Below are 20,429 nucleotides of genomic sequence, written 5' to 3' on the forward strand. Positions count from 1 at the left end.
GCCTGTTTAACTGCCCCGGAATTCAAAATACCGGAACACCTGACTGAATGAACCATTTCCTTTCCATTAAAGACGTAACCGACCTGAACCAGCTAATCACCAGCGGGATCTCAGCCAAACGCGACCCATTTGCTGATCATACTTTGGGTAAAAACAAAACCATCGGACTGCTGTTTTTCAATTCGAGTTTGAGGACCCGGATCAGCACACAAAAAGCGGCGCAAAATCTTGGACTGAATGTGATCACCATGAACGTGGGGCAGGATGGCTGGGGACTTGAAATGGAGGAAGGTGTAATCATGAATGGCGATAAGGCAGAGCACGTGAAAGAAGCCGCAGCGGTGATCGGAAGCTATTGTGACATCATCGGGATCCGGTCGTTTGCAGGTCTGCAAGATCGCGATAAAGATTATGAAGAGATTGTTTTCAAGCAGTTTCAAAAATATGCGGAGGTACCGATCATTAATCTCGAATCCGCAACTAGACATCCATTGCAATCACTGGCGGACTGTATTACCATTGAAGAATTTAAAGTTAAACAACGTCCAAAAGTAGTTTTGACCTGGCTTCCCCATTTCAAAGCATTGCCACAGGCTGTGGCTAATTCTTTTTGTGAATGGATGAACCCCATGGACGTAGAGCTTGTAATAACTCATCCGGAAGGCTACGATCTGAATCCTGGATTTGTAGGAAAAGGACAGGTCATATACGATCAGAACAAGGCTCTGGAAGGTGCTGACTTTGTTTACGGAAAAAATTGGTCATCATATCAGCATTATGGACAAGTATTGACGAGTGATCCTTCGTGGATGATTACAGAAGCTAAAATGGCACTGACCGACAACGGGAAATTTATGCATTGCCTCCCATTGCGCCGGAATATGAAAGTAGCAGATGAGGTATTGGACGGCCCCAGATCTCTGGTCATTGAGCAAGCCGCTAACCGTGAATGGTCTGCTCAGGCAGCCTTGCGCGAAGTTTTGCTTTCTCTTTAATAAACTCAACACATTACATGAGCAGCGTACTTTTGACTCAACCCCACTCATCAATAACTAAAAAGAAAATTGGCAAAACAGGTGTTCTGATTGTTAACCTCGGAACGCCTGACAGTCCATCTGTTCCTGATGTGCGAAAATACCTGCGGCAGTTTCTCATGGACGAAAGGGTTATAGACATCCCTTTCCTAAACCGCTGGCTGCTGATTAATCTGATAATAGCTCCGTTCCGTGCACCTAAATCAGCAAAGATTTATAAACAACTGTGGCGGCCGGACGGATCTCCATTAAAAATATACGGTTACTCCGTAAAAGACAAGCTGCAAAATGCATTGGGAGAAGATTATGTGGTGGAGCTGGCTATGCGTTATCAGAGCCCCAGCATCGAAACTGCCTTAACTGAATTAAGAAAGCTGACCCTTTCCGATATTATAGTCATTCCTTTTTTTCCCCAATATGCTTCCGCTTCGACCGGTTCTGTTTACAAAGAAGTAATGCAGGTTGTGAAAGACTGGGAGGTTTTACCGGAAATCAGGTTCGTTAACCGGTTCCTGGACCATCCGAAATTCATTGAAGGCTTTGCCAACCTTGGTAAAAAATACATGGCCGAGCGTGAATACGATCATTTTGTGTTCAGCTATCACGGCTTACCCGAGCGGCAAATTACCAAAGGTGATGTAACCGGCACTTTCTGCCAGTTTGGGAGCTGCTGCGACCAGCTCGATCACAGAAACCAGCATTGTTACCGTGCTCAATGCTTTGAAACGACGCGTCTGTTAGTGAAAGCAATGGAAATTCCGGAAGGAAAATACACGACTTGCTTTCAATCGCGGCTGGGCAAAAATCCCTGGATCAAGCCATATACGGACGAAGTTATTCCCGAGCTCACCAAAAAAGGAGTCAAAAGTGCATTGGCCTTTTCTCCCGCATTTGTAGCCGATTGTCTCGAAACAACTATCGAAGTCGGAGAAGAGTATAAGGAAATCTTCGAAAAGGAAGGCGGAGAACACTGGCAGCTTGTGGAAAGCCTGAACGACAGTGATATCTGGATTGATGCGCTAGTCGATATTACTAAAAATCCAGTCTGGGGCGCCTAGCCTGGGCACCCGACTGGTTTCAAAGAATTATACCTTCTTTTTTATATAGTTCCGAAAGCGTATTCACTGCGTAGTCAATTTCTTCCTCGGTATTATATTTCCCAAACGAAAAACGAACATTCGCACGGTCGGCCGGGATTTGCAGCTCATTAAGAACGTGAGAACCAATATCCGTACCACTCGAACAGGCACTACCACCCGAAACCGCAATTCCTGCAATATCCAGATTGAAAAGCAGCATATCGCTGATGTCCGACGGAGGCAAACTTACGTTCAAAACCGTGTAGAGACTTTTATCCAGATCTCCGGAATTTCCATTGAATGTAATGCCATCAATATTATTTTTCAGCTTTTCAATCATCCGCGCTTTCAATCCCATGATATGTGACTGATGGTCATTCATATCCCGGTAAGCAATTTCCAACGCTTTGGCCAGCCCTACAATTCCATAAATATTTTCAGTACCGCCGCGCATATTACGTTCCTGAGCACCTCCATGCACAAATGGCGCTATTTTAATTCCCGGACGAACATATAAAAATCCTACACCTTTCGGGCCATTGAATTTATGAGCTGCGCCTACGATAAAATCGGTCTTAAGTTGCTGCAAATCATGTTTATAATGACCCATTGTCTGCACGGTATCACTATGGAAAACGGCCTGGTATTTCTCACAAATATCACCCGCAGCCGAAAGGTCCAGCAGATTTCCGATCTCATTATTCCCGTGCATGAGGGAAACCAACGATCTGGAGTTGGTTGATAACAATAATTCGAGATGCTCTAAATCAATTTCTCCTTTTTCGTTCAGATTTACATAGCTCAGCTGGATACGGCCTATTTTCTGTAAATGCTCGAGAGTATGTAAAACCGCGTGGTGCTCAATTCTGGAAGTAATCGCATGTTTAAGGCCAAGTGTTTCAATGCTTGAACAAATGGCCGTATTATCAGCCTCAGTACCACCCGACGTAAAAAATATTTCCGCCGGTGCCGCATTCAGAATACCTGCGATACTTTTTCTGGCTCTTTCCAGGGCAGAGCGGACAGCCCGACCATAAGAATGTATAGAAGAAGGATTTCCAAACTGCTCGGTCATAAGTGGCAACATGACCTCGAGAACTTCCGGATCCAGTTTCGTGGTAGCCGCGTTGTCCAAATAAACTTTCATATCTTAACTTTATTTCTTTGGCTCTGAAAGGATTTCCTTGATATCGGAAATGATTTTGTTAGCCAGATTTATAGCGGTAGTCTGTGTCTCTGATTCTGAATAGATCCGGATAATCGGTTCGGTATTTGATTTCCTTAAATGCACCCACTCGCGATCAAACTCGATCCGAACGCCGTCAATCGTATTATGCGGCTGTTTCGCATAGCGTGTTTGAATGCGGCTCAAAATATTATCGACATCAATGTCCGGGGTGAGCTCAATCTTATTTTTTGAAATATAGTAGTTTGGGTACGACCTTCTCAGCACGGATGCAGTTTTGCCAAATTTGGCCAGATGCGTCAAAAACAACGCAACGCCAACCAGCGCATCCCGTCCGTAATGACTTTCAGGATAAATAACGCCCCCATTCCCCTCTCCACCGATCACCGCATTATTTTCCTTCATCATATTGACAACATTCACCTCTCCAACCGCGGATGCAAAATATTTACCGCCGGCTTTCAGAGTTACATCTCTTAATGCAGCTGTAGAAGACAGGTTCGATACGGTATTTCCGGGCGTGTTTTTAAGCACATAGTCCGACACCGCAACAAGCGTATACTCTTCACCAAACGGAGTTCCATCTTCACACATCAATGCAAGACGGTCCACATCCGGATCGACAACGATTCCGAGGTTAAATGCACCGTTCTCTAATTCCTTGCTGATATCACGAAGGTGTTCCGGAAGGGGTTCCGGATTGTGAGCGAAATTACCTGTCGGCTCGCAATGCAATTTTTTGATGTTTTTCGGGGCTACGCCTAATGCTTCCAGGAGCATTGGAATGGCAATACCACCCGTAGAATTCACTGCATCAACTACAATCCTGAAATTCGCATTCGAAATCGCTTCCACATCCACAAGTGGCAAAGCCAATACCTGATCGATGTGTTTTTGCAGGTATGTATCGTCTGATTTATAGCTTCCTATTTTTTTGACATCTACAAAAACGAAGTCTTCCTGATCAGCAATTCTGAGAACTTCCTCACCATCCGACTCGGAGATGAACTCTCCACGGTGGTTCAAAAGCTTCAACGCATTCCATTGAATGGGATTATGGCTAGCAGTAAGTATAATTCCGCCCGCCGCATTTTCGGCGGTAACAGCTATCTCAACGGTTGGCGTGGTTGAGAGGCCCAGGTCTAAAACATGAAGACCAACAGCCTGAAGAGTTCCTGCAACAAGGCGACTTACCATTTCACCCGAGAGACGGGCATCACGACCGATTACAACTTTTAAATTTTGCGGATTTGTACGCCTCAGCCATGTCCCGTATGCAGCAGCAAATTTAGCAACATCGATTGGAGTCAGCGCCTCACCCGATTTTCCACCCACAATACCTCTGATTCCTGAGATAGATTTAATTAAAGTCACGATTTAGAATTCCCTTTTGTTCGGTTGCAAAAATACGAAAATTCCACCTGCTACTTTACATTTTTCAACAAACTAAAACGGGACCGAGTTTACGGTGCCAGGTAATCAGACCTTTGAAAATTCTCCTGTTTTACTAAAAACCGGGCTCATCCGTTCGATAGGCAATTTCTGAACCGAATTACTTATGCGTGGAAAATCGAATTTGAGGATAATTGCTTAGCGAGCCAGATGCCGGCACTGTTCAGTTCATCCATTGTCCCTTGATTTGCCCCGAACTTTGCCCCATTGACTGGCTTTGAGACTGCCCGGTTTCTAGGCCGAAGTACATGTCGAAGATGGCCGAATCCACCTCATTGTTCTTTGTTTGAAAAGTATCAAGATATTGGTGAAGTCCCAGCTTGAAGACGTCTTCCACGTCTGTGAATTCCAGCTCACTGCGGATTTTACTCAGCGCCCGCTCCGCAGGATTTGTATTTCCCCGTTCGGGTATCGACCCGGCTACCGCATAAAGCGAGAGTTCGGCCTGCCGCACACAATAGGCGATTGATCTCGGGAAAAGTTTGTCTAGAATTAAAAAAGCTACAATATTCATCGGTGTCAGCGCCCGGTGCGTCTGCCTGTACATATTATAGGCACTAACCGATTTCAACACCGCAGTCCAGAGCATTAAATCTAGGGTCGAACCGGACGTTCCCGCATCTTGCAAAAGGGTAAAATACTTCACGTCCAAAAACCTGGAACATTTATCCGCACGCTCAATATGTCGCCCCAATCTCCCGAAATGCCACGCTTCGTTGCGGGTAATGGAAGAATCGACTACGCCATGAAAAAGCTGACAGTTTTTACGGATATCCGTGAAATAAGACTGCATATGGTCCATATTACGGAAATTGTCCGGGGATGCGCCGCGAATGGAGAGATAAAAAGTGTTTATACTTTCCCACATTTCCTTGGAGATCGTTTCACGGATCGTCCGGGCATTTTCTCTCGCCTCGTAAAGACAGCTTATGATCGAGTTCGGATTTCGTTTATCAAACGTCATAAAGTGGATCACATCCTCTTTAGTCGGCTTTTCATAATATTTATAAAACAAATAATGATCGGCGGTCGCGATCAGGAGAGGTTCCCACTGCTCGTCCACATCAGGCGGCAAATCCAACGCCAGATTAAAGTTAACTCCAACGAAACGGGCGTAATTTTCGACCCGCTCCATATAACGGTTCATCCAGTAAATTGAATTGGCAACTCGGCTAAGCATAAACGGTAATAATTGTCTCTAAATGAATAATCAGAATATTTGTTAAGCGAATACACCAAAATACCTAATTAAATTTTGCAAATACAAGGGTATGCGAAAAGTAATATAATATCGTGAAAGAGTATTATTCCACTAAAAACACTTCCGCCTTTTTGGAATATTCCCGAAACGTTTAAATTTTGTAAATTATCATTTTCTAACCTATAACCGCACCTACTGTGTCAAAAAAAGAGGAATTTGTTGCAGCGATCCAGAAATCTTACCGGACAGACAAGCCGGTTATCCATCTGGGCTCCGCAATACTTGAGGGCGAAATAATCAGTGAAGCCAGGGTTAGCCTGCCATTAAGAATGATGAACCGCCATGGGCTGGTGGCCGGGGCTACCGGATCAGGTAAGACCCGGACATTGCAGGTGCTCGCAGAGCAATTGTCTGCCGCGGGAGTGCCGGTTTTTATGTCTGATATCAAAGGTGATTTATCGGGCATTGCTCAGCCGGGGAAAACAAATGCTGCATTGGAAGAACGTTCCCAGATTCTGGGGACTGCATTCGAGGCAAAAGGTTATCCGGTTGAACTTTACTCGCTCAGTGGAAAAAAGGGTGCTCAGATGCGTGCAACGATCCTCGAATTCGGGCCGATATTGCTTTCAAAAATATTTGAGTTAAATGATACACAGTCAGGAGTTTTGGCAATCCTTTTTAAATATGCCGATGATAAAGACCTGCCGATGGTGGATCTTAATGACTTGAAAAAGGTTTTGAACTACCTCTCCGAGGGTCCCGGGGCAGCTGAAATCAAAGCGGATTACGGAAGCATTTCCACTTCGACAGCCGGCACCATTTTGCGTAAAATCGTAGCTCTGGAACAGCAGGGTGTCGGAAGTATCTTCGGTGAGAAATCATTTGATATTGCCGACCTGATCAACCGTGTCGATGGCCAGGGTGTGATCAGTTTGCTTAACATTTCCGATGTTCAGGATAAACCGGCATTGTTTTCGACTTTTATGCTGAGCCTTTTGGCCGAGCTGTATCAAAAACTGCCCGAGGCGGGCGATCTTGACAAGCCGAAGCTGGTATTTTTCCTCGACGAGGCACATTTACTTTTCAAAGATGCGCCACGGGCATTTCTCGATCAGATCGAGCAGGTTGTTAGATTGATTCGCTCCAAGGGAATCGGGATTTTCTTTTGTACCCAAATGTCTCAGGACGTCCCCGTTTCTGTGCTTTCCCAGCTTGGAAACCGCATTCAGCACGTTTTGAGAGCATTTACACCGCAAGATGCAGATGCTTTGAAGCAAACTGTTAAAACCTATCCCAAGTCAGACTTTTACTCCATCGACCGGGTACTTACCACATTAGGGATTGGTCAGGCATTAATTACTGTTTTAAATGAAAAGGGAATTCCTACCGAGGTAGCAGCCACACATTTGCTTCCTCCAACCTCCATTATGGGCCCAATGGTGCAGGCTGATTATGATAATCATGTTCAGCAATCGGATCTGTATCTTAAATATAAAGACCCCGTCGACCCGGAAAGTGCGTATGAAATGCTGACCAAACGAATGGAGCAACAGGCCCGGGTAGAAGCCGAGGCGCAGGAAGAAGTCGTTGTTGCGAAGAAACAAAAGGAAGAAAAGAGCGTCATCGCCGATGCATTGAACTCACCTCTCGCCAAACAAATCGGTCGGGAAGTGGTCCGAGGAGTATTCGGAATGCTTTTCGGCAAATCCAGAACCACTACCCGGAAAAAAGGCGGTGGGTTATTTGGGTTTTAATGCAGTCGAGAGGAAATTCAGTTTCCTTTTATACGCAGAATATCGTTTTCAAAGGTTTTCAAATCGACTATGTTGACCTTTGGAAACGATATTTTCTTTAATGGGTTAAAGTGGCTGTTCAGTCATCAACAAATCGCTATCTTTTTCTGTCCAGCCTTGTTTATCTCAAACAGCATCGGCAAGGTTCATAGATTTCTCCGCAAAGTAACTCGCCAGAAACCGGCGGATCGCAAGTAGATCATCTTCTGAAACCGGGCGAGAATACACCTTCAAAAGCTCTGGTTGAAGATTAGTAAGTGCTTCCATATTCATTTGGAATTTAAGTAGCTCTTTTTCTTTAAGCCAAAATACAGAATTAACAGTCTGATACTATTTCTGGTTCTTAGGACCATCCCAACCAATCACACATCGCTGCTGGGACAGTTTTTCTAAACTGTCCTTTACATCCAGCCTGGTTTTTGCATTATCAAACGCGTCTTGGTAGTTTTCCTTTAACTCGCGGCGCTTGATTGCTTCCAGGAAACGGCGCGCGTCTTCTTCATTTTCAAGCAGCAGTTCCGGCACCAGGGTTGGTTTGTCGTCTTCGCCTTTCGCTACCATGGTTACGTAAGAAGTGTTGGTATGCCGCTGACTGCCATTTTTTACATTCTCTGCAATCACACGAATGCCGATTACCAGCGAAGTCCGGCCGACGTAGTTGACCGATGCATGCAAAGAAACCAGATCTCCTACTTCAACTGGCGCCAGAAAATCGACCCCATCCACCGAAACGGTCACACAATAGGTACCTGCGTGCCGCGCCGCACATGCGTACGCGACTTTATCGATGAGTGAAAGCAGTATTCCGCCGTGGATTTTACCTCCGAAGTTGGCATAAGAAGGAATCATCAGCTCCGTCAGAGTGGTTTGGGAAAAACGAACAGAGCGCGGTTCCAGATTCATAATTGAATATTTTTATTACTTTTTCAAAAATATCGTTTTCCCGGATTTCGCCGATTCACGTGCTGCATCCAGAATTTCAACGGCTATTACATTGACGGCTAAACCGTAAAGATCATTTTTTTCAAGCTTCAACCGACCTTGAACCACATCTGCCAAAACCGAAAATGGATCGGTGTGCGGCGCCGGCCTGGGGTCGAGCTTAATGGTTTCCTCGGGGGACTTTTCCTGGAATCGTTGTCGGACAGTCGTCGCATTCACGGCAACTGCATATCCTTTGTTTCCGAAAACTTCCATATCCTTTCTCGCAAAAGACCAGTTCCAAGAACTCTGGATAATGCATTGCGCTTGTGGATATTGCAAAATGATCGAGGCTTCATCATCAACATTTTTATAAATGTCAGGTTTGTTCTGGTGCGTTACTGCAGTCACTGAAAGCGGTCTCTCTCCTTTCAAAAGCCAGGTCATTAAATTAGCCCCGTAACATCCGAAATCGATCAATGCGCCAGCACCGTTTTTCTTGGGATCGGTGAGAATTTCCAGGAATTCCTTGCTGACACCGATCTCTTTCGGCCCCTGGTGCCCGTCGTTGACCATTACCTTCCGGATTTCACCCAGTTTGCCGTCTTCAACCAACTTGTTCACATATTGATTGCTGGCGTACCACGAAGTCTCGAAGTTCGTCAACACCTGAATGCCATTTTTCTCTGCAAGTGCCTGAATTTCCTGTGCATCGGCAAATGTGGTTGCCAGTGGCTTCTCCACCATCACGTGGATCTTGCGGGGTGCGCACGCTTTTACAATGGTAATGTGCTCGCTAATCGCCCCGAAAGCTGAAACTGCCTCGGGTTTAGCCTCATCGAGCATTTTGTTGAGGTCCGAATAGAATATCTTTTTATCCAGTTTATATTTTTCAGCAAACCGGTTTACCAATTCGGGATTGGTTTCATAAATCGCCACCAGCTCAATATCCTTTTTGTCGGACCGGTTGAAAACCCAGCCGACGTGCCCGTGAGTCAGGCCGGCAACCGCAACACGCACCGGCTTTTGGGCAAATGCCTGAACACTCAAAACACCAAAAATCACGAGTAATAACGCTTTCATCGTTTAGGTAGTTTAGTTTAACTTATCAATAAGGTCTTTAATGACTTCCTGCAGATAGGCGCCATTGTACGGGCCGTACCAGCTCATTGTTTTGGTTTCATATAAATCCCGGTCAAAATATTTGTCGTGGGTAATGTAGCCAATGTAACCTCCATTGAAACTGGTCACCATCAGGTTCAGGCCTTTGGTTTTGGCATACGCATCGAGTTCAGCGACCAGCTCACCCGAAAAGTCGCACGGCATACCCACCATTAAAATGTTACCCAACCTCAACGCTTTCACAAAAACCGGATACTCGCCAAATGCTTTTTTAAATGCCCAGGATCTCAAAACGATGTTCATCGTAAGTCGGGGCGACGGATCGCGCAGCGGCAGTGGTAATGTGACCGCCTTCAAAACCGCTTTTTTCGAATCTTCCTTTACAGTCGACGAAGACAATAATGCATTCTGAACACCAAGTGCCTGGTTTTTTACTTCATCAAAATCATCGGTACCTTTTTCAATCGGCCCCATGCTCCCTACCGCGCCCGCCATATACATGGCAAAATCGTATCTGCCCTTTTCAAGCGAATCCACCAGCATTCCCGGATAATCGCGGGACAGTACGATATTTTTAGAATTAAGAACGGTTGAATGCGCAGCAAATGAGCTCAAAATAGCTTTCTGGCCACTTTTAGTTACAAATGCAGCGGACCGGATTTCAGGATCTACCTTACCTTCTTCACCCACCAACCGATTGCGAATATCGACGGAATCAATGGACTCCATGTAGGTCAGCGATACGGGTTCGAGCCTGGCTTTAGCCTGAACAATGGCCTGAAAAATGGCATCGGCGAGCCGGTCGACCGTTGCCTGGTCGTACTTACCGGAAAAAAACAGTGAAGAAACACCTGTACCCCAGCCACCTACACTGTTATGACTATGTGTAGCGCCGAAAAACACCTGATCGAATGGGATTTCCTTACTTGTTAGTTTGGATTGCAGTGCCTTGATAACAGTTGGCGGAACAATGAGCAGATCAGCCGCCACGATAGCTGCTTGCGTCGAACCATTATCGATCACCATGGCCCGCACATAAACCGAATCATGCACAGAGGTGTACAATTTCCCGCGCCGGTTTCCATATCCCGCCGTCGGTGTCGGGGATGATGGTGTAATATTCACCTTGGCCCAGCCAGCCCTCAATTCTCCCGATCCACCGGAGGTATCCAGCTTAACCGCATTCACATTCTGTTTCCATTGGCTGTAATACGGCATATCCTTGTATGGCGTCTCGTCCATCGTGGTGATCATGGTGGCGATAACCAGAATAAGAAGCAGGATAATGGAACCAAGAATGGATAACAGGATTTTCAGGAACCTCATGGAGACTGATATTGCGGGTTAATTACTGAAAGCAAAAGAATAACATTCCTGCAATATCCTCATTTATCAAAAAACCCGGCTACTCGCACGCGAATTTTACCGGGTATTGAAATTCTTATCACAAAAACTTACCTCAATTCTCTTTTACCAACTGAATATTTGCGATCAATTTCACATCCTCGCCAATAACAAGTCCGCCCGAATCGGTCAATTGCATGTAATTTAAGCCGTATTCCTGCCGGCTGAGCCTTCCTTCTACTTCAAACGCGATCCGCACATTTCCGTCCGCGTCGCGCTCACTGCCGCCATATTCCGCATCCAGCTCGATTGGGTTCGTAATCCCTTTCAGGGTCAGCAAGCCCGAAAGCTTGTATAGATCGCCTTTAACCTTGTGAAAATAGTTGGATTGGAAAGTGATATGAGGGAATTGCTCTGCATCAAAGAAATCCGCCGACCTCAAATGGGCATCGCGCATTTCGACATTGGTATCGATACTGCTCACGTCCAGGGAGAAGTGAATTTCCGCATTTTCAAAGTTATTTAAATCAGAAGTGGCGCCGCCTTCGAAATTGTTGAAGGAACCAGTAATGGTAGAAATAACCAGGTGTTTAATCTTAAACTGAACTTCAGAATGTGCCGGGTCTACGATCCATTTTGTAACTGCCATAGGTCAATAATTTTAAATTCAAAGATTCTTTTTTAGGCCTAAAAATTCCTATTCCTGCCCACCTAACGTCTAAAAAAATGATTTAATTCAGAACGTATGGGGTTATAACGATAACATGTATGGCATGTAATTTTTAAGTAACATTATGTCTTTACATTTGCCAATCACATAAATCGACTTTACATGAAAATGAAGGGAAGAGCGGTATTCACGTATGACGTGTATGCTCCCACCACCGTAACTACCATGTTGCGGCCACGCCGCCAGGAAGGCCAATCCATCATTCAGGAGGGATTTAATATCGAGCCATCTGTCCCTTTTTCAGAATACATCGATTTATACGGAAATCCATGTCAGCGTACCATTTTGCCCGTTGGGAGGGTTACCATTACGACGGAAGTTCAGGCGCAGGTAAAGGCGACCAGGCCCATCCCTAATCCAAGGCCTTCGTATATGCTGGTGGGAGACCTGCCCGACGATGTGATGCATTACATCCTGCCCAGCCGTTATTGCCAGTCCGACTTATATGAGATCAATATGCTCGCCATGGAAATCGCCGGGCATCTCGTTCCCGGGTATGACCAGGTTGAGGCGATCCGCACCTGGATCCACAACAACATCCGCTATCAGTATGGCGTAACTCACGCGAGTACCACTGCCTTAGACGTTGCACGAAACAGGATCGGCGTTTGCCGCGACTTTACGCATCTGGCAGTTGCTTTATGCAGAAATCTTTGCATTCCTACCCGCATGACCGTCGGGTACCTCGACAAGCTGAAAGTAATGGACTTGCATGCCTGGTTTGAAGTGTACATTGGAAATGAATGGTACACTTTCGATGCGGTACAGGAAAAAACGGAAGGTTACCGGATTGAAATCGCGCATGGTCGTGACGCCGCCGATGTAGCTATGGTAACGCAATATGGAAATGCGACTTTACAGTCATTGCATGTGGAGGCGGTTTTGTTGGAACCGGAGGTGTGAGATGTGAGATGAGGTGCGCGTAGTTTGAAGCTACGCGCAGGTGAGAATCGGTCTTTGTATGAGCAAGTAAAGTGCTTTAGATTACTCCCAGCTCTTTTCCGATTTTTGTGAAAGCTGCTACTGCTTTTTCCAGGTGTTCCTGCTCGTGGCCTGCGGAGATTTGTACGCGGATCCTGGCTTTTCCCTGAGGTACGACCGGGTAGAAGAATCCGATAACGTAGATACCCTCATCAAGTAATTTGGCGGCGAATTCTTGTGCCAGTTTTGCTTCATAAAGCATGATAGGTACAATCGGATGCTCGCCGGGCATGATATCAAATCCAGCATCAGTCATTGCTTTCCGGAAATATGCTGTGTTTCTTTCCAGCTTGTCCCGTAGCTCGGTTGACGATGACAGTAAGTCAAGAACTTTTATAGACGCGCCGACAATGGACGGTGCAAGTGTATTCGAGAAAAGATACGGCCGGGAACGCTGACGCAGGATTTCAACGATTTCTTTTTTTGCAGCCGTAAAACCACCAGATGCGCCGCCGAGTGCTTTTCCATACGTTCCGGTAATGATATCAATGCGTCCCATTACGTCGCGGAACTCGTGTGTACCTCGTCCGGTTTTTCCCAAAAATCCGCTCGCATGACATTCATCGATCATGACCATCGCATTACATTGTTCTGCCAGATCACAGATTTTATCCAACCTCGCGATCGTTCCGTCCATTGAAAATACTCCGTCGGTCACGACAAGAATTCTCCGGCTGCCTTTTGCGTCTCCCAGCTGCTTTTCCAGATCCGCCATATCGTTATGCTTGTAACGAAAACGTTTCGCTTTGCATAAACGAATCCCGTCGATCAGGGAAGCGTGATTCAGTTCGTCGGAAATAATCGCATCCTGTTCATTAAGTAATGGTTCAAAAACGCCCCCGTTTGCATCGAATGCAGCCGCGTAAAGAATGCAATCTTCCTGACCGAGAAACTCAGCTGTTTTCTTTTCAAGTTCTTTATGAATATCCTGCGTGCCGCAAATGAAACGGACCGAGGACATTCCAAAACCATGGGTATTAATGGCTTCAATCCCTGCTTTAATGACTTCCGGGTGAGAAGAAAGACCGAGGTAATTGTTTGCGCAAAAATTAAGAACCTGCTTGCCATCCGTAGTCGCAATGCTCGCAGCTTGCGGAGTAGTAATTACACGTTCTTTTTTATACAAACCGGCCGATTTAATGGCGTCCAGTTCTTCCTGAAGTTCGTTTTTTATGTTGGTGTACATATGTCAATGATTGAATGAGAGAATGATTGAATGTCTTTTTCAGTCATTCAAAATTAGTTTACCAATTGATACTTCTTCCGCAACTCGCTGATCATCTCTTCGGTCATTTTATCGAGCGAATAAGTTGGTCGCCAGCCCCAGTCTTTTCTTGCTTTTGAATCGTCTATTTCACCTGGCCAGGATTCTGCGATCTGCTGACGAAAATCCGGCTTGTAAGTGATCTTGAAATCCGGGATTATCTTTAGAATGCTTGCAGCGACTTCTTTTGGTGAAAAACTCATTCCTGCCAGATTGTAGCTCGTTCGAACCGAAATTTTCTCCGCCGGAGCTTCCATTAACCTTACTGTCGCGTCCATGGCATCACTGATATAGATCATTGGAAGCCTGGTATTTTCCGCTAAAAAGCATTCAAAATCCTCGCCTTTAACCGCTTTGTGATAGATATCGACAGCATAGTCGGTGGTACCGCCACCCGGCATGGATTGATAGCCGATGATTCCGGGATACCTCAAAGACCTGATGTCCAGGCCATATCTTTTGAAATAGTAATTCGACCAGTTTTCTCCCGCAGCTTTGCTGATTCCATAAACCGTAGCCGGATCGAGATAAGAGAATTGCTCGGCTTTTTCGTCCACGTTTTCGCCAAATACCGCAATGGAACTTGGGTAGAATATTTTGGATACCCCATTTTCACGCGCCACTTCCAGCACATTAAAATAGGTTTGCATATTGATCTGCCATGTTTTCAAAGGCTCCTGCTCGCCTTTTGCCGAGAGGATTGCAGCGAGGTGATAGATCTGCGTTACCTTGTATTTCCTAACAATGGACGCCAGGGCATTTGCGTCAGTAGCATCAAGCTTTTCAAAAATACCGTGTGGAAAATCAGGCATTCTTAAATCCGATGCCACGACATTTTGTACGCCGTAAATTTCTTTCAGATACTCAACCAGAACGGAGCCGATCTGCCCGTTTGCCCCGATTACTAAAATGCATTCTGACTTCATAGCGATCATTTTGTTAAAGCATTAATCACTTGCAATTTCCCATTTTCGGAAACTATTTTCAAGATTTCAGCTTTCTTGCAGGAAATGTTCCCGGACTATTGCTCACATGGAGATTTTTTTACTTTTTAGCTGAAAGATAAACCAGGCCTTCAGTAAATTATTCTTCCACCATGGAACAGTTGGACAAAATTGATACCAAGATCCTGCGCATTCTGCAGAAAGATGCTAAAAAAACAACGAAGGAAATCGCTACCATGCTGAACCTGACAGTTTCTCCGGTGTATGAAAGGATCAGGAGACTGGAAAGTCTGGGGTATATCAAACAGTACGTAGCGATACTGGACAAAAAGCTCATTAACCGACAGGTAACGACGATCTGCCAGGTGTCAATGCGCTACCATAATGAAGCTTTTATCGAGAAATTTGAGCAGGAAATCCAGAATCTGGAGGAGGTACAGGAATGCTACCACATGGCTGGACAAGTGGATTTTCTCTTAAAGATCAATGTCGCCAGCCTCGACGATTACCATGATTTTGTAAAATACAAGCTGTCCAAAATAGATAATATCGGTGTTTTGAACAGCACTTTTGTGTTAAAAGAGATCAAACACACGTCGGAATTCTACATTTAAAATTACCTGATTCGAAAAATCAGAAATTACGTTTCCCAACCTCAAAAGTAACCGACTTGCTGCCGGTAACCCCGGTCGGAGTAACTCCCTGGATCACGACTTCGTACTGGCCGGTCTGGTCGGAAGTATAAAATTCAACGGTCGCTTTGCCGTTTTTATCCGTCACTACATTGGGTGCCCAATGCAGCAGATTACGGAAATCGGGAATGCGGCTGTTTGCATTTCCATTGTCGTATTTCGGTGCGTAAAATTCGCGTTGCGCCTGCACACCTTCATATGGCATTACCATCACTTTGGGATCAAGCTCAAAACCGGCAAGATCATTGCGGTACGTGGAGAAACTTACAATGCCGGTAAATGTCATCGGACCGAGGAAATAGCGTGAGCTCAGCGTTTCGATCTTCTTAATTTTTAATGGATCGAATTCAATGATTTTATCGGCGTCGAAAATGGGTATTCCGTCGAGCAGGATCAGCGGATCGGTGGTGTAAAACGTATTAGGCAAAAGTTTGTCGATCATCCTGAAATGGAATTGTTTCTGTCTTTTTCTGACCAATATGCCTTTTACATATTCTCTTAAAACCTCTTCCATTGTGGGGAAACGAGTGAAATCATCCAGAAAATACTTCTCATCCGGTGTCCCGAAGAATGCAAGAGAATCGGTCAGCGTTGCTTTCTTCTCTGTATAAATCCTCGGAAGAAATGCATTGCCCGTCTGCATATTGATCGCCCGGGTCAGCAATTGGTTTTCCAGGGTTTTATCAAAATAAAAAGGCGATAGACCGGTTGTTGAAAATTGTTTTGAAAATGGACTGTTTATTTCAAAACGATAGGTGGAATCCTGCCTCAGGTTGGTCTGGATCGTAATTTCTTTCGGGCCGGTAAACTGCCGCAATTCAAATGTAATTTTTCCTTTCTGATCGCTTTGAGCCACATATAACCGCGCGGGAACGTCGAGCGCCGCCAGATAGGCGTCTCTTCCTTTTGCCGCCGTACTGTCCGCTTTGTTGAGTATCCTGCCGGTTATGAAATGTCCATCGTATTCAGGAAGGTTTTCAAATTTGGGGATCTGGCTCGATAAAACATTCTCCCACTTCAACCTGCGCCATCCATGCGTCAACATCAGATTATCCAGTTGCTGGTCCGTTTCCTTTGATACATTTTTGAAATAATATTCCGGCGATTCAATCGTACCTTTTAAGTCCGACGTCAGCCACAAATAGCTGGAAATATCCTGCTGAGAAGGGGACTTGATCGAATCATTCAAATAGATCGCCACCGACAGATTTGTAAGATCCCCGGCACCATTGGAAACTGCCGATGCAACTGCTGCGGTCAGGTCCATTGCCACTTTTTCACGTGTAATGAAGGTTTTCGCAACCTTCGCTTCAATCGCGAGTTGCTTACCCGGACGTTTGAAATACAGACGTTCACTTACCGGTTTGACCTTTTCATTAAATATGGTGATATGCGAAATGCCTTCTCCCAGCTCGCTTTTGTCTATCAGAAAAACGGCTTTGTTTTTCAACAGGAATTTCTTCTCAACCTGTGGATTGTTCTGCCTGGTGTGCGCGAGCATGTAAACCTGCACAGGTTCTTCCCCGGCGACTTTTGCACTGACAGTTACTTTAACAAGATTTTCTGTTGAATCTTTTACCTGCATCACATAGCCTAGTTCCTCCACAGCCGGCAATGGATATTCAAATCGTTTTCCATTTGCATCCGTCACGAATGCTTTGTAAGACTCGCCTTCTTTGGGAGTGAATGTGAAATATCCGATCCCGTTTATCGCCGGCGTAAATTTCTGCACCGTATCGTTCTGCTGATTCACCAGCGCTCCATTAAACTTAATTCCGGTACCATCCGCGGAAATAGCCCTGAAAGCCACTTTGCTTTCTAAGTTTTTGACTAAATGACCTCCTTCCGGAAAGAATTGGACGTCATGACGAACATCCCCTTTTACCGTCCGGTCCGGTTCAAAACGGATAAATGGATTTACAATGGAAACAGGCGTTTCGAAATATTGATCTGCATTGAAGTTCTTCATCCAGTTGGTATAGCAGCGTATTTTATACTTTCCGCTAACGATCGTCGAGGGGATCAGCACGGAGCCGTTTCCCTTTCCATCCAACATCGAAAATTTGGTCTGAACTACTGCATTATTCTCAATATCCAGCACTTCCAGGTAGGCTACCTTGCTAATATCCAGAAACTTATGCGAGGCTCCATTTAAATTATAGGCCTTAAACCAGATGGTTTCTCCAACCAGATAGAAAGGCCGGTCCACATGTACATACAGTTTTTCCTGAATGGCGCGTTCGGCGTAAAGTCCGAAACGCTGTTTTATGGAAGTAACCATGGCATCTTCCTGCGCAAACAGCGTGAAGGAAAAAGTCATGAGCAGACAACAAATGGAGATTTTTGCTTTCATTCTTATTTCTTTAATAATGAAATGACTCATTACTGTTTTTTTAATGCCTTCATTACCAATACGATGGTCGTTCCGTGGTACCACCTTCCAGCCTGCAATCGGTGCAGGATGCCGGCCCAACCAATACGGAATCTGAACGCAACCCCCAGTACATTAATAACATGGAAGACGTCGTATATGCACATTCCTCGCCTTGCTTGCAGCTGATTGGAAGTGTATCGGGAGCAATACAGCGTGGAAAAGTGCCAAGCCTCGGTTCGATCGTCAGCCTTTTCGACGTTTCGGTCGAGGCGCTGAAATATCCGAATACCAACGTTTTGCTATTTTTTGTATTGAGAATATTGCCGGTTACCTGTGAGGGTTGGGGATCAAAAAGACTTCCCGTGCCCTGAGTGGTTTTCGAGAGACTTGTCCAATATTCGAATGCATCCCGTGATAATCCATACTGCTTCACCCGGATGCTGTATTTGATATGAAGCTTGTTGGTATTCACCGGAACAAGCGCCAGGGGAAGATCCTTTATAATATCACTACTCAGCTTGACCGTGCTGCCCAGCAAAATACTGCCGGAATTTCTTTTGTTCCAGCATCGGTTGATGTTTTCAGGCCGCACCACAATACTATCGTTCCTGATTAAAATGGCCGAATAATAAGCCATCACGTACTCCCAGGTTTCATCAAACTTCCAGCGATAAAACTGGGTCTTACCCTGCTCGTCATGCGTATTTACGTAAAAAGTTACTGCATCCTGTACCGGATTGTATTTATAAGTCACACTATCAATGGCCGGCGTTAAACTAACCGCCACATAATCAGAAAGATATTCTTCTCCATCTCCTGTATTGATCCGTAACCGGTATTTATTTGATGTACTGAATGAGCGGGGCGGCAGGATATAAAGTCCGTCCCCGGTTTCTGTAAAATCATAACGCTCGCCATTCTCGACCTCAACCGTCACCTTCGCCCCATTTTCAGATACAGGATTCGTGTTCTGGTTCACATTCTGGGTTCTTCTGAGTTCAATTCTGCTTGTATCATTTCCTACATTCAAAAACCCGTCGACTACCAGATAATTTTCGTCAGAATTTACTTCCGGTGGCGAAAATGGCTCTACACAACTGTATATCACAGCCAGCATGGCAAGTGTGACGGTCAGTAAAGTGTAGTTTCTGATTCTCATCGGCTTTTCAATGCATCGTAATGACTACCAAAAATCGGGTCTTACCGTGGTTCCACCTTGCGTTCTGCAATCCGTACAACTTGACGGAGAGCCTGTAATAAACTCAGATCTCAAACCTCCGTAGGAAATGAGCAGCGATGTAGTTTCCAAGGCACATTGCCTGGGACTCATCGGATTGCATACAACATCAAACGTGTCCGGTGCCATGCATTGCGGATAAGTTCCAAGTCGCGGCGTGATGGTCAGCCTCTGCGTTTCTTCGGTAACAGCACTGAAAAACCCAAAAACAAGGTCTTCCGAATCACTGGTACTCCGTATGTTTCCGGTTACCTGCGAAGGCTGCGGATCAAATAAGCTGCCCGTTCCCTGTGTGGTCTTTGCAAGATCAGTCCAGTATTCAAAAGCTTCTCTCGACAAACCGTATTGTTTAACAAGAATGCTGTACTTGATAAAAAGTTTGTTGGTCGAGACCGGCACCCTGTAAATGGGCAAGTCTTTAATAATGTCACTAGTCAGCTTTACCGTGCTTCCCAGCAGAATACCTCCTGACAAGCCTTTTCCCCAGCAAAGATTAATATCTTTTTCTCTCATCACTATTTTCTTGTCAATGACTTCCAGAGAAGAATAAAAGGCTGAACGGTACTCCCAGGTTTCTTCAAATTTCCACCGGTAAAACTGGGTCTTGTTCGCGGGATCATGCGTGTTCACATAAAAAACCATCGCATCCAGAAAACTGTCGTAACGGGCCGTTACACTGTCAATCGGCGGGGTTGAGCTAACCACGACGTATTCTGACAGGTATTCTTTTCCAGCATTCGTTTTAATGCGCAGCCGGTACTTATCCCCGCGGTTATATTGCTGCGGAGGCAAAATATACTGTCCTCTCGCTAATTCCTGAAAAGCAAAGCGCTCTCCCGACTCGCTTTCAACAGTCAATGCGGCACCAGACTCGACATTAGGAGTGGCAACATCGTTTACATTCTGCGTTCTCCTGAGCGCGATCCGGGTTGTGTCATTTCCTACATTCAGAAACCCATCAACAACAAGGTAATTTTGATCCGAATTGACCTCAGGCGGCGAAAACGGTTCAATGCAGCTGTACAGAAAAACCAGCAATGCAAAAAAACTGAGCTTTATAAGGCTGTATCTCATT

Annotated in this window: 18 protein-coding genes; 5 read left to right on the forward strand and 13 right to left on the reverse strand. The window is 45.3% G+C overall.

Annotation, left to right across the window (positions count from 1 at the left end; translation table 11 throughout):
• The first annotated feature begins 47 nt into the window (after positions 1 to 47).
• Together LZG72_RS04545 and hemH are read left to right on the forward strand one after the other, a co-directional pair.
• Positions 48 to 995, forward strand: a complete 948-nt coding sequence (locus LZG72_RS04545) for an N-acetylornithine carbamoyltransferase (protein WP_233868083.1) — start codon at positions 48 to 50, stop codon at positions 993 to 995.
• Between the two features lie 17 nt (positions 996 to 1,012).
• Positions 1,013 to 2,092 carry a ferrochelatase gene (gene hemH, locus LZG72_RS04550; protein ID WP_233868085.1) on the forward strand — a complete coding sequence of 360 codons (1,080 nt, stop codon included), beginning with the start codon at positions 1,013 to 1,015 and terminating at the stop codon, positions 2,090 to 2,092.
• A 19-nt stretch (positions 2,093 to 2,111) separates the two neighbouring features.
• Here the strand turns inward: hemH and LZG72_RS04555 are convergent, their stop codons facing one another.
• The 3 genes from LZG72_RS04555 to LZG72_RS04565 form a co-directional block, all read right to left on the reverse strand.
• Entirely contained in the window at positions 2,112 to 3,260 is a 1,149-nt protein-coding gene (locus LZG72_RS04555) for a cysteine desulfurase family protein (RefSeq protein WP_233868088.1), read from the reverse strand.
• Positions 3,261 to 3,269: 9 nt separating this feature from the next.
• Positions 3,270 to 4,673, reverse strand: a complete 1,404-nt coding sequence (glmM, locus tag LZG72_RS04560; RefSeq protein ID WP_233868091.1) for a phosphoglucosamine mutase — start codon at positions 4,671 to 4,673, stop codon at positions 3,270 to 3,272.
• 241 nt (positions 4,674 to 4,914) lie between these two features.
• Entirely contained in the window at positions 4,915 to 5,931 is a 1,017-nt protein-coding gene (locus tag LZG72_RS04565; protein ID WP_233868093.1) for an alpha-E domain-containing protein, read from the reverse strand.
• A 218-nt stretch (positions 5,932 to 6,149) separates the two neighbouring features.
• Here LZG72_RS04565 and LZG72_RS04570 point away from each other — a divergent pair, with 218 nt between their 5' ends.
• Positions 6,150 to 7,706 carry a helicase HerA-like domain-containing protein gene (locus tag LZG72_RS04570; protein ID WP_233868096.1) on the forward strand — a complete coding sequence of 519 codons (1,557 nt, stop codon included), beginning with the start codon at positions 6,150 to 6,152 and terminating at the stop codon, positions 7,704 to 7,706.
• A 165-nt stretch (positions 7,707 to 7,871) separates the two neighbouring features.
• Here the strand turns inward: LZG72_RS04570 and LZG72_RS04575 are convergent, their stop codons facing one another.
• From LZG72_RS04575 to LZG72_RS04595, 5 genes are all read right to left on the reverse strand, one after another.
• Positions 7,872 to 8,012, reverse strand: coding sequence for a hypothetical protein (locus tag LZG72_RS04575; protein WP_233868099.1), 141 nt, complete (start codon positions 8,010 to 8,012; stop codon positions 7,872 to 7,874).
• Between the two features lie 63 nt (positions 8,013 to 8,075).
• Positions 8,076 to 8,648 carry an acyl-CoA thioesterase gene (locus LZG72_RS04580; protein ID WP_233868101.1) on the reverse strand — a complete coding sequence of 191 codons (573 nt, stop codon included), beginning with the start codon at positions 8,646 to 8,648 and terminating at the stop codon, positions 8,076 to 8,078.
• 15 nt (positions 8,649 to 8,663) lie between these two features.
• A complete protein-coding gene (locus tag LZG72_RS04585) occupies positions 8,664 to 9,749 on the reverse strand; it encodes a Gfo/Idh/MocA family protein (RefSeq protein WP_233868103.1) in 1,086 nt (361 codons plus the stop codon).
• Positions 9,750 to 9,761: 12 nt separating this feature from the next.
• On the reverse strand, positions 9,762 to 11,114 hold the full coding sequence (locus LZG72_RS04590; RefSeq protein WP_233868105.1) for a neutral/alkaline non-lysosomal ceramidase N-terminal domain-containing protein: 1,353 nt from the start codon (positions 11,112 to 11,114) through the stop codon (positions 9,762 to 9,764).
• A gap of 133 nt (positions 11,115 to 11,247) precedes the next feature.
• Complete coding sequence (locus LZG72_RS04595) at positions 11,248 to 11,781, reverse strand: YceI family protein (RefSeq protein WP_233868107.1); 534 nt, start codon at positions 11,779 to 11,781, stop codon at positions 11,248 to 11,250.
• 183 nt (positions 11,782 to 11,964) lie between these two features.
• Between LZG72_RS04595 and LZG72_RS04600 the strand changes: the two genes are divergently transcribed.
• Positions 11,965 to 12,765 (forward strand): transglutaminase family protein, encoded by an 801-nt coding sequence (locus tag LZG72_RS04600; RefSeq protein WP_233868109.1) that lies wholly within the window; start codon positions 11,965 to 11,967, stop codon positions 12,763 to 12,765.
• A gap of 76 nt (positions 12,766 to 12,841) precedes the next feature.
• Here LZG72_RS04600 and kbl read toward each other — a convergent pair whose 3' ends face one another.
• The gene (gene kbl, locus LZG72_RS04605; RefSeq protein ID WP_233868111.1) at positions 12,842 to 14,029 is read right to left on the reverse strand and encodes a glycine C-acetyltransferase; all 1,188 of its coding nucleotides are present in this window, start codon (positions 14,027 to 14,029) and stop codon (positions 12,842 to 12,844) included.
• A gap of 53 nt (positions 14,030 to 14,082) precedes the next feature.
• Positions 14,083 to 15,033 (reverse strand): NAD-dependent epimerase/dehydratase family protein, encoded by a 951-nt coding sequence (locus LZG72_RS04610; RefSeq protein ID WP_233868114.1) that lies wholly within the window; start codon positions 15,031 to 15,033, stop codon positions 14,083 to 14,085.
• A gap of 170 nt (positions 15,034 to 15,203) precedes the next feature.
• Between LZG72_RS04610 and LZG72_RS04615 the strand changes: the two genes are divergently transcribed.
• Positions 15,204 to 15,665, forward strand: coding sequence for an Lrp/AsnC family transcriptional regulator (locus LZG72_RS04615; protein ID WP_233868118.1), 462 nt, complete (start codon positions 15,204 to 15,206; stop codon positions 15,663 to 15,665).
• A gap of 19 nt (positions 15,666 to 15,684) precedes the next feature.
• Here the strand turns inward: LZG72_RS04615 and LZG72_RS04620 are convergent, their stop codons facing one another.
• The 3 genes from LZG72_RS04620 to LZG72_RS04630 are packed head-to-tail and all read right to left on the reverse strand — an operon-like array spanning position 15,685 to position 20,428.
• The gene (locus LZG72_RS04620) at positions 15,685 to 18,096 is read right to left on the reverse strand and encodes a hypothetical protein (RefSeq protein WP_233868121.1); all 2,412 of its coding nucleotides are present in this window, start codon (positions 18,094 to 18,096) and stop codon (positions 15,685 to 15,687) included.
• 52 nt (positions 18,097 to 18,148) lie between these two features.
• A complete protein-coding gene (locus LZG72_RS04625) occupies positions 18,149 to 19,276 on the reverse strand; it encodes a DUF4249 domain-containing protein (protein WP_233868124.1) in 1,128 nt (375 codons plus the stop codon).
• Positions 19,277 to 19,300: 24 nt separating this feature from the next.
• Complete coding sequence (locus LZG72_RS04630; RefSeq protein ID WP_233868127.1) at positions 19,301 to 20,428, reverse strand: DUF4249 domain-containing protein; 1,128 nt, start codon at positions 20,426 to 20,428, stop codon at positions 19,301 to 19,303.
• Between the last annotated feature and the right edge of the window lies 1 nt (position 20,429).

Origin of the sequence: Dyadobacter sp. CY323 (assembly GCF_021390245.1) — a bacterium.
Lineage (GTDB): Bacteria > Bacteroidota > Bacteroidia > Cytophagales > Spirosomataceae > Dyadobacter.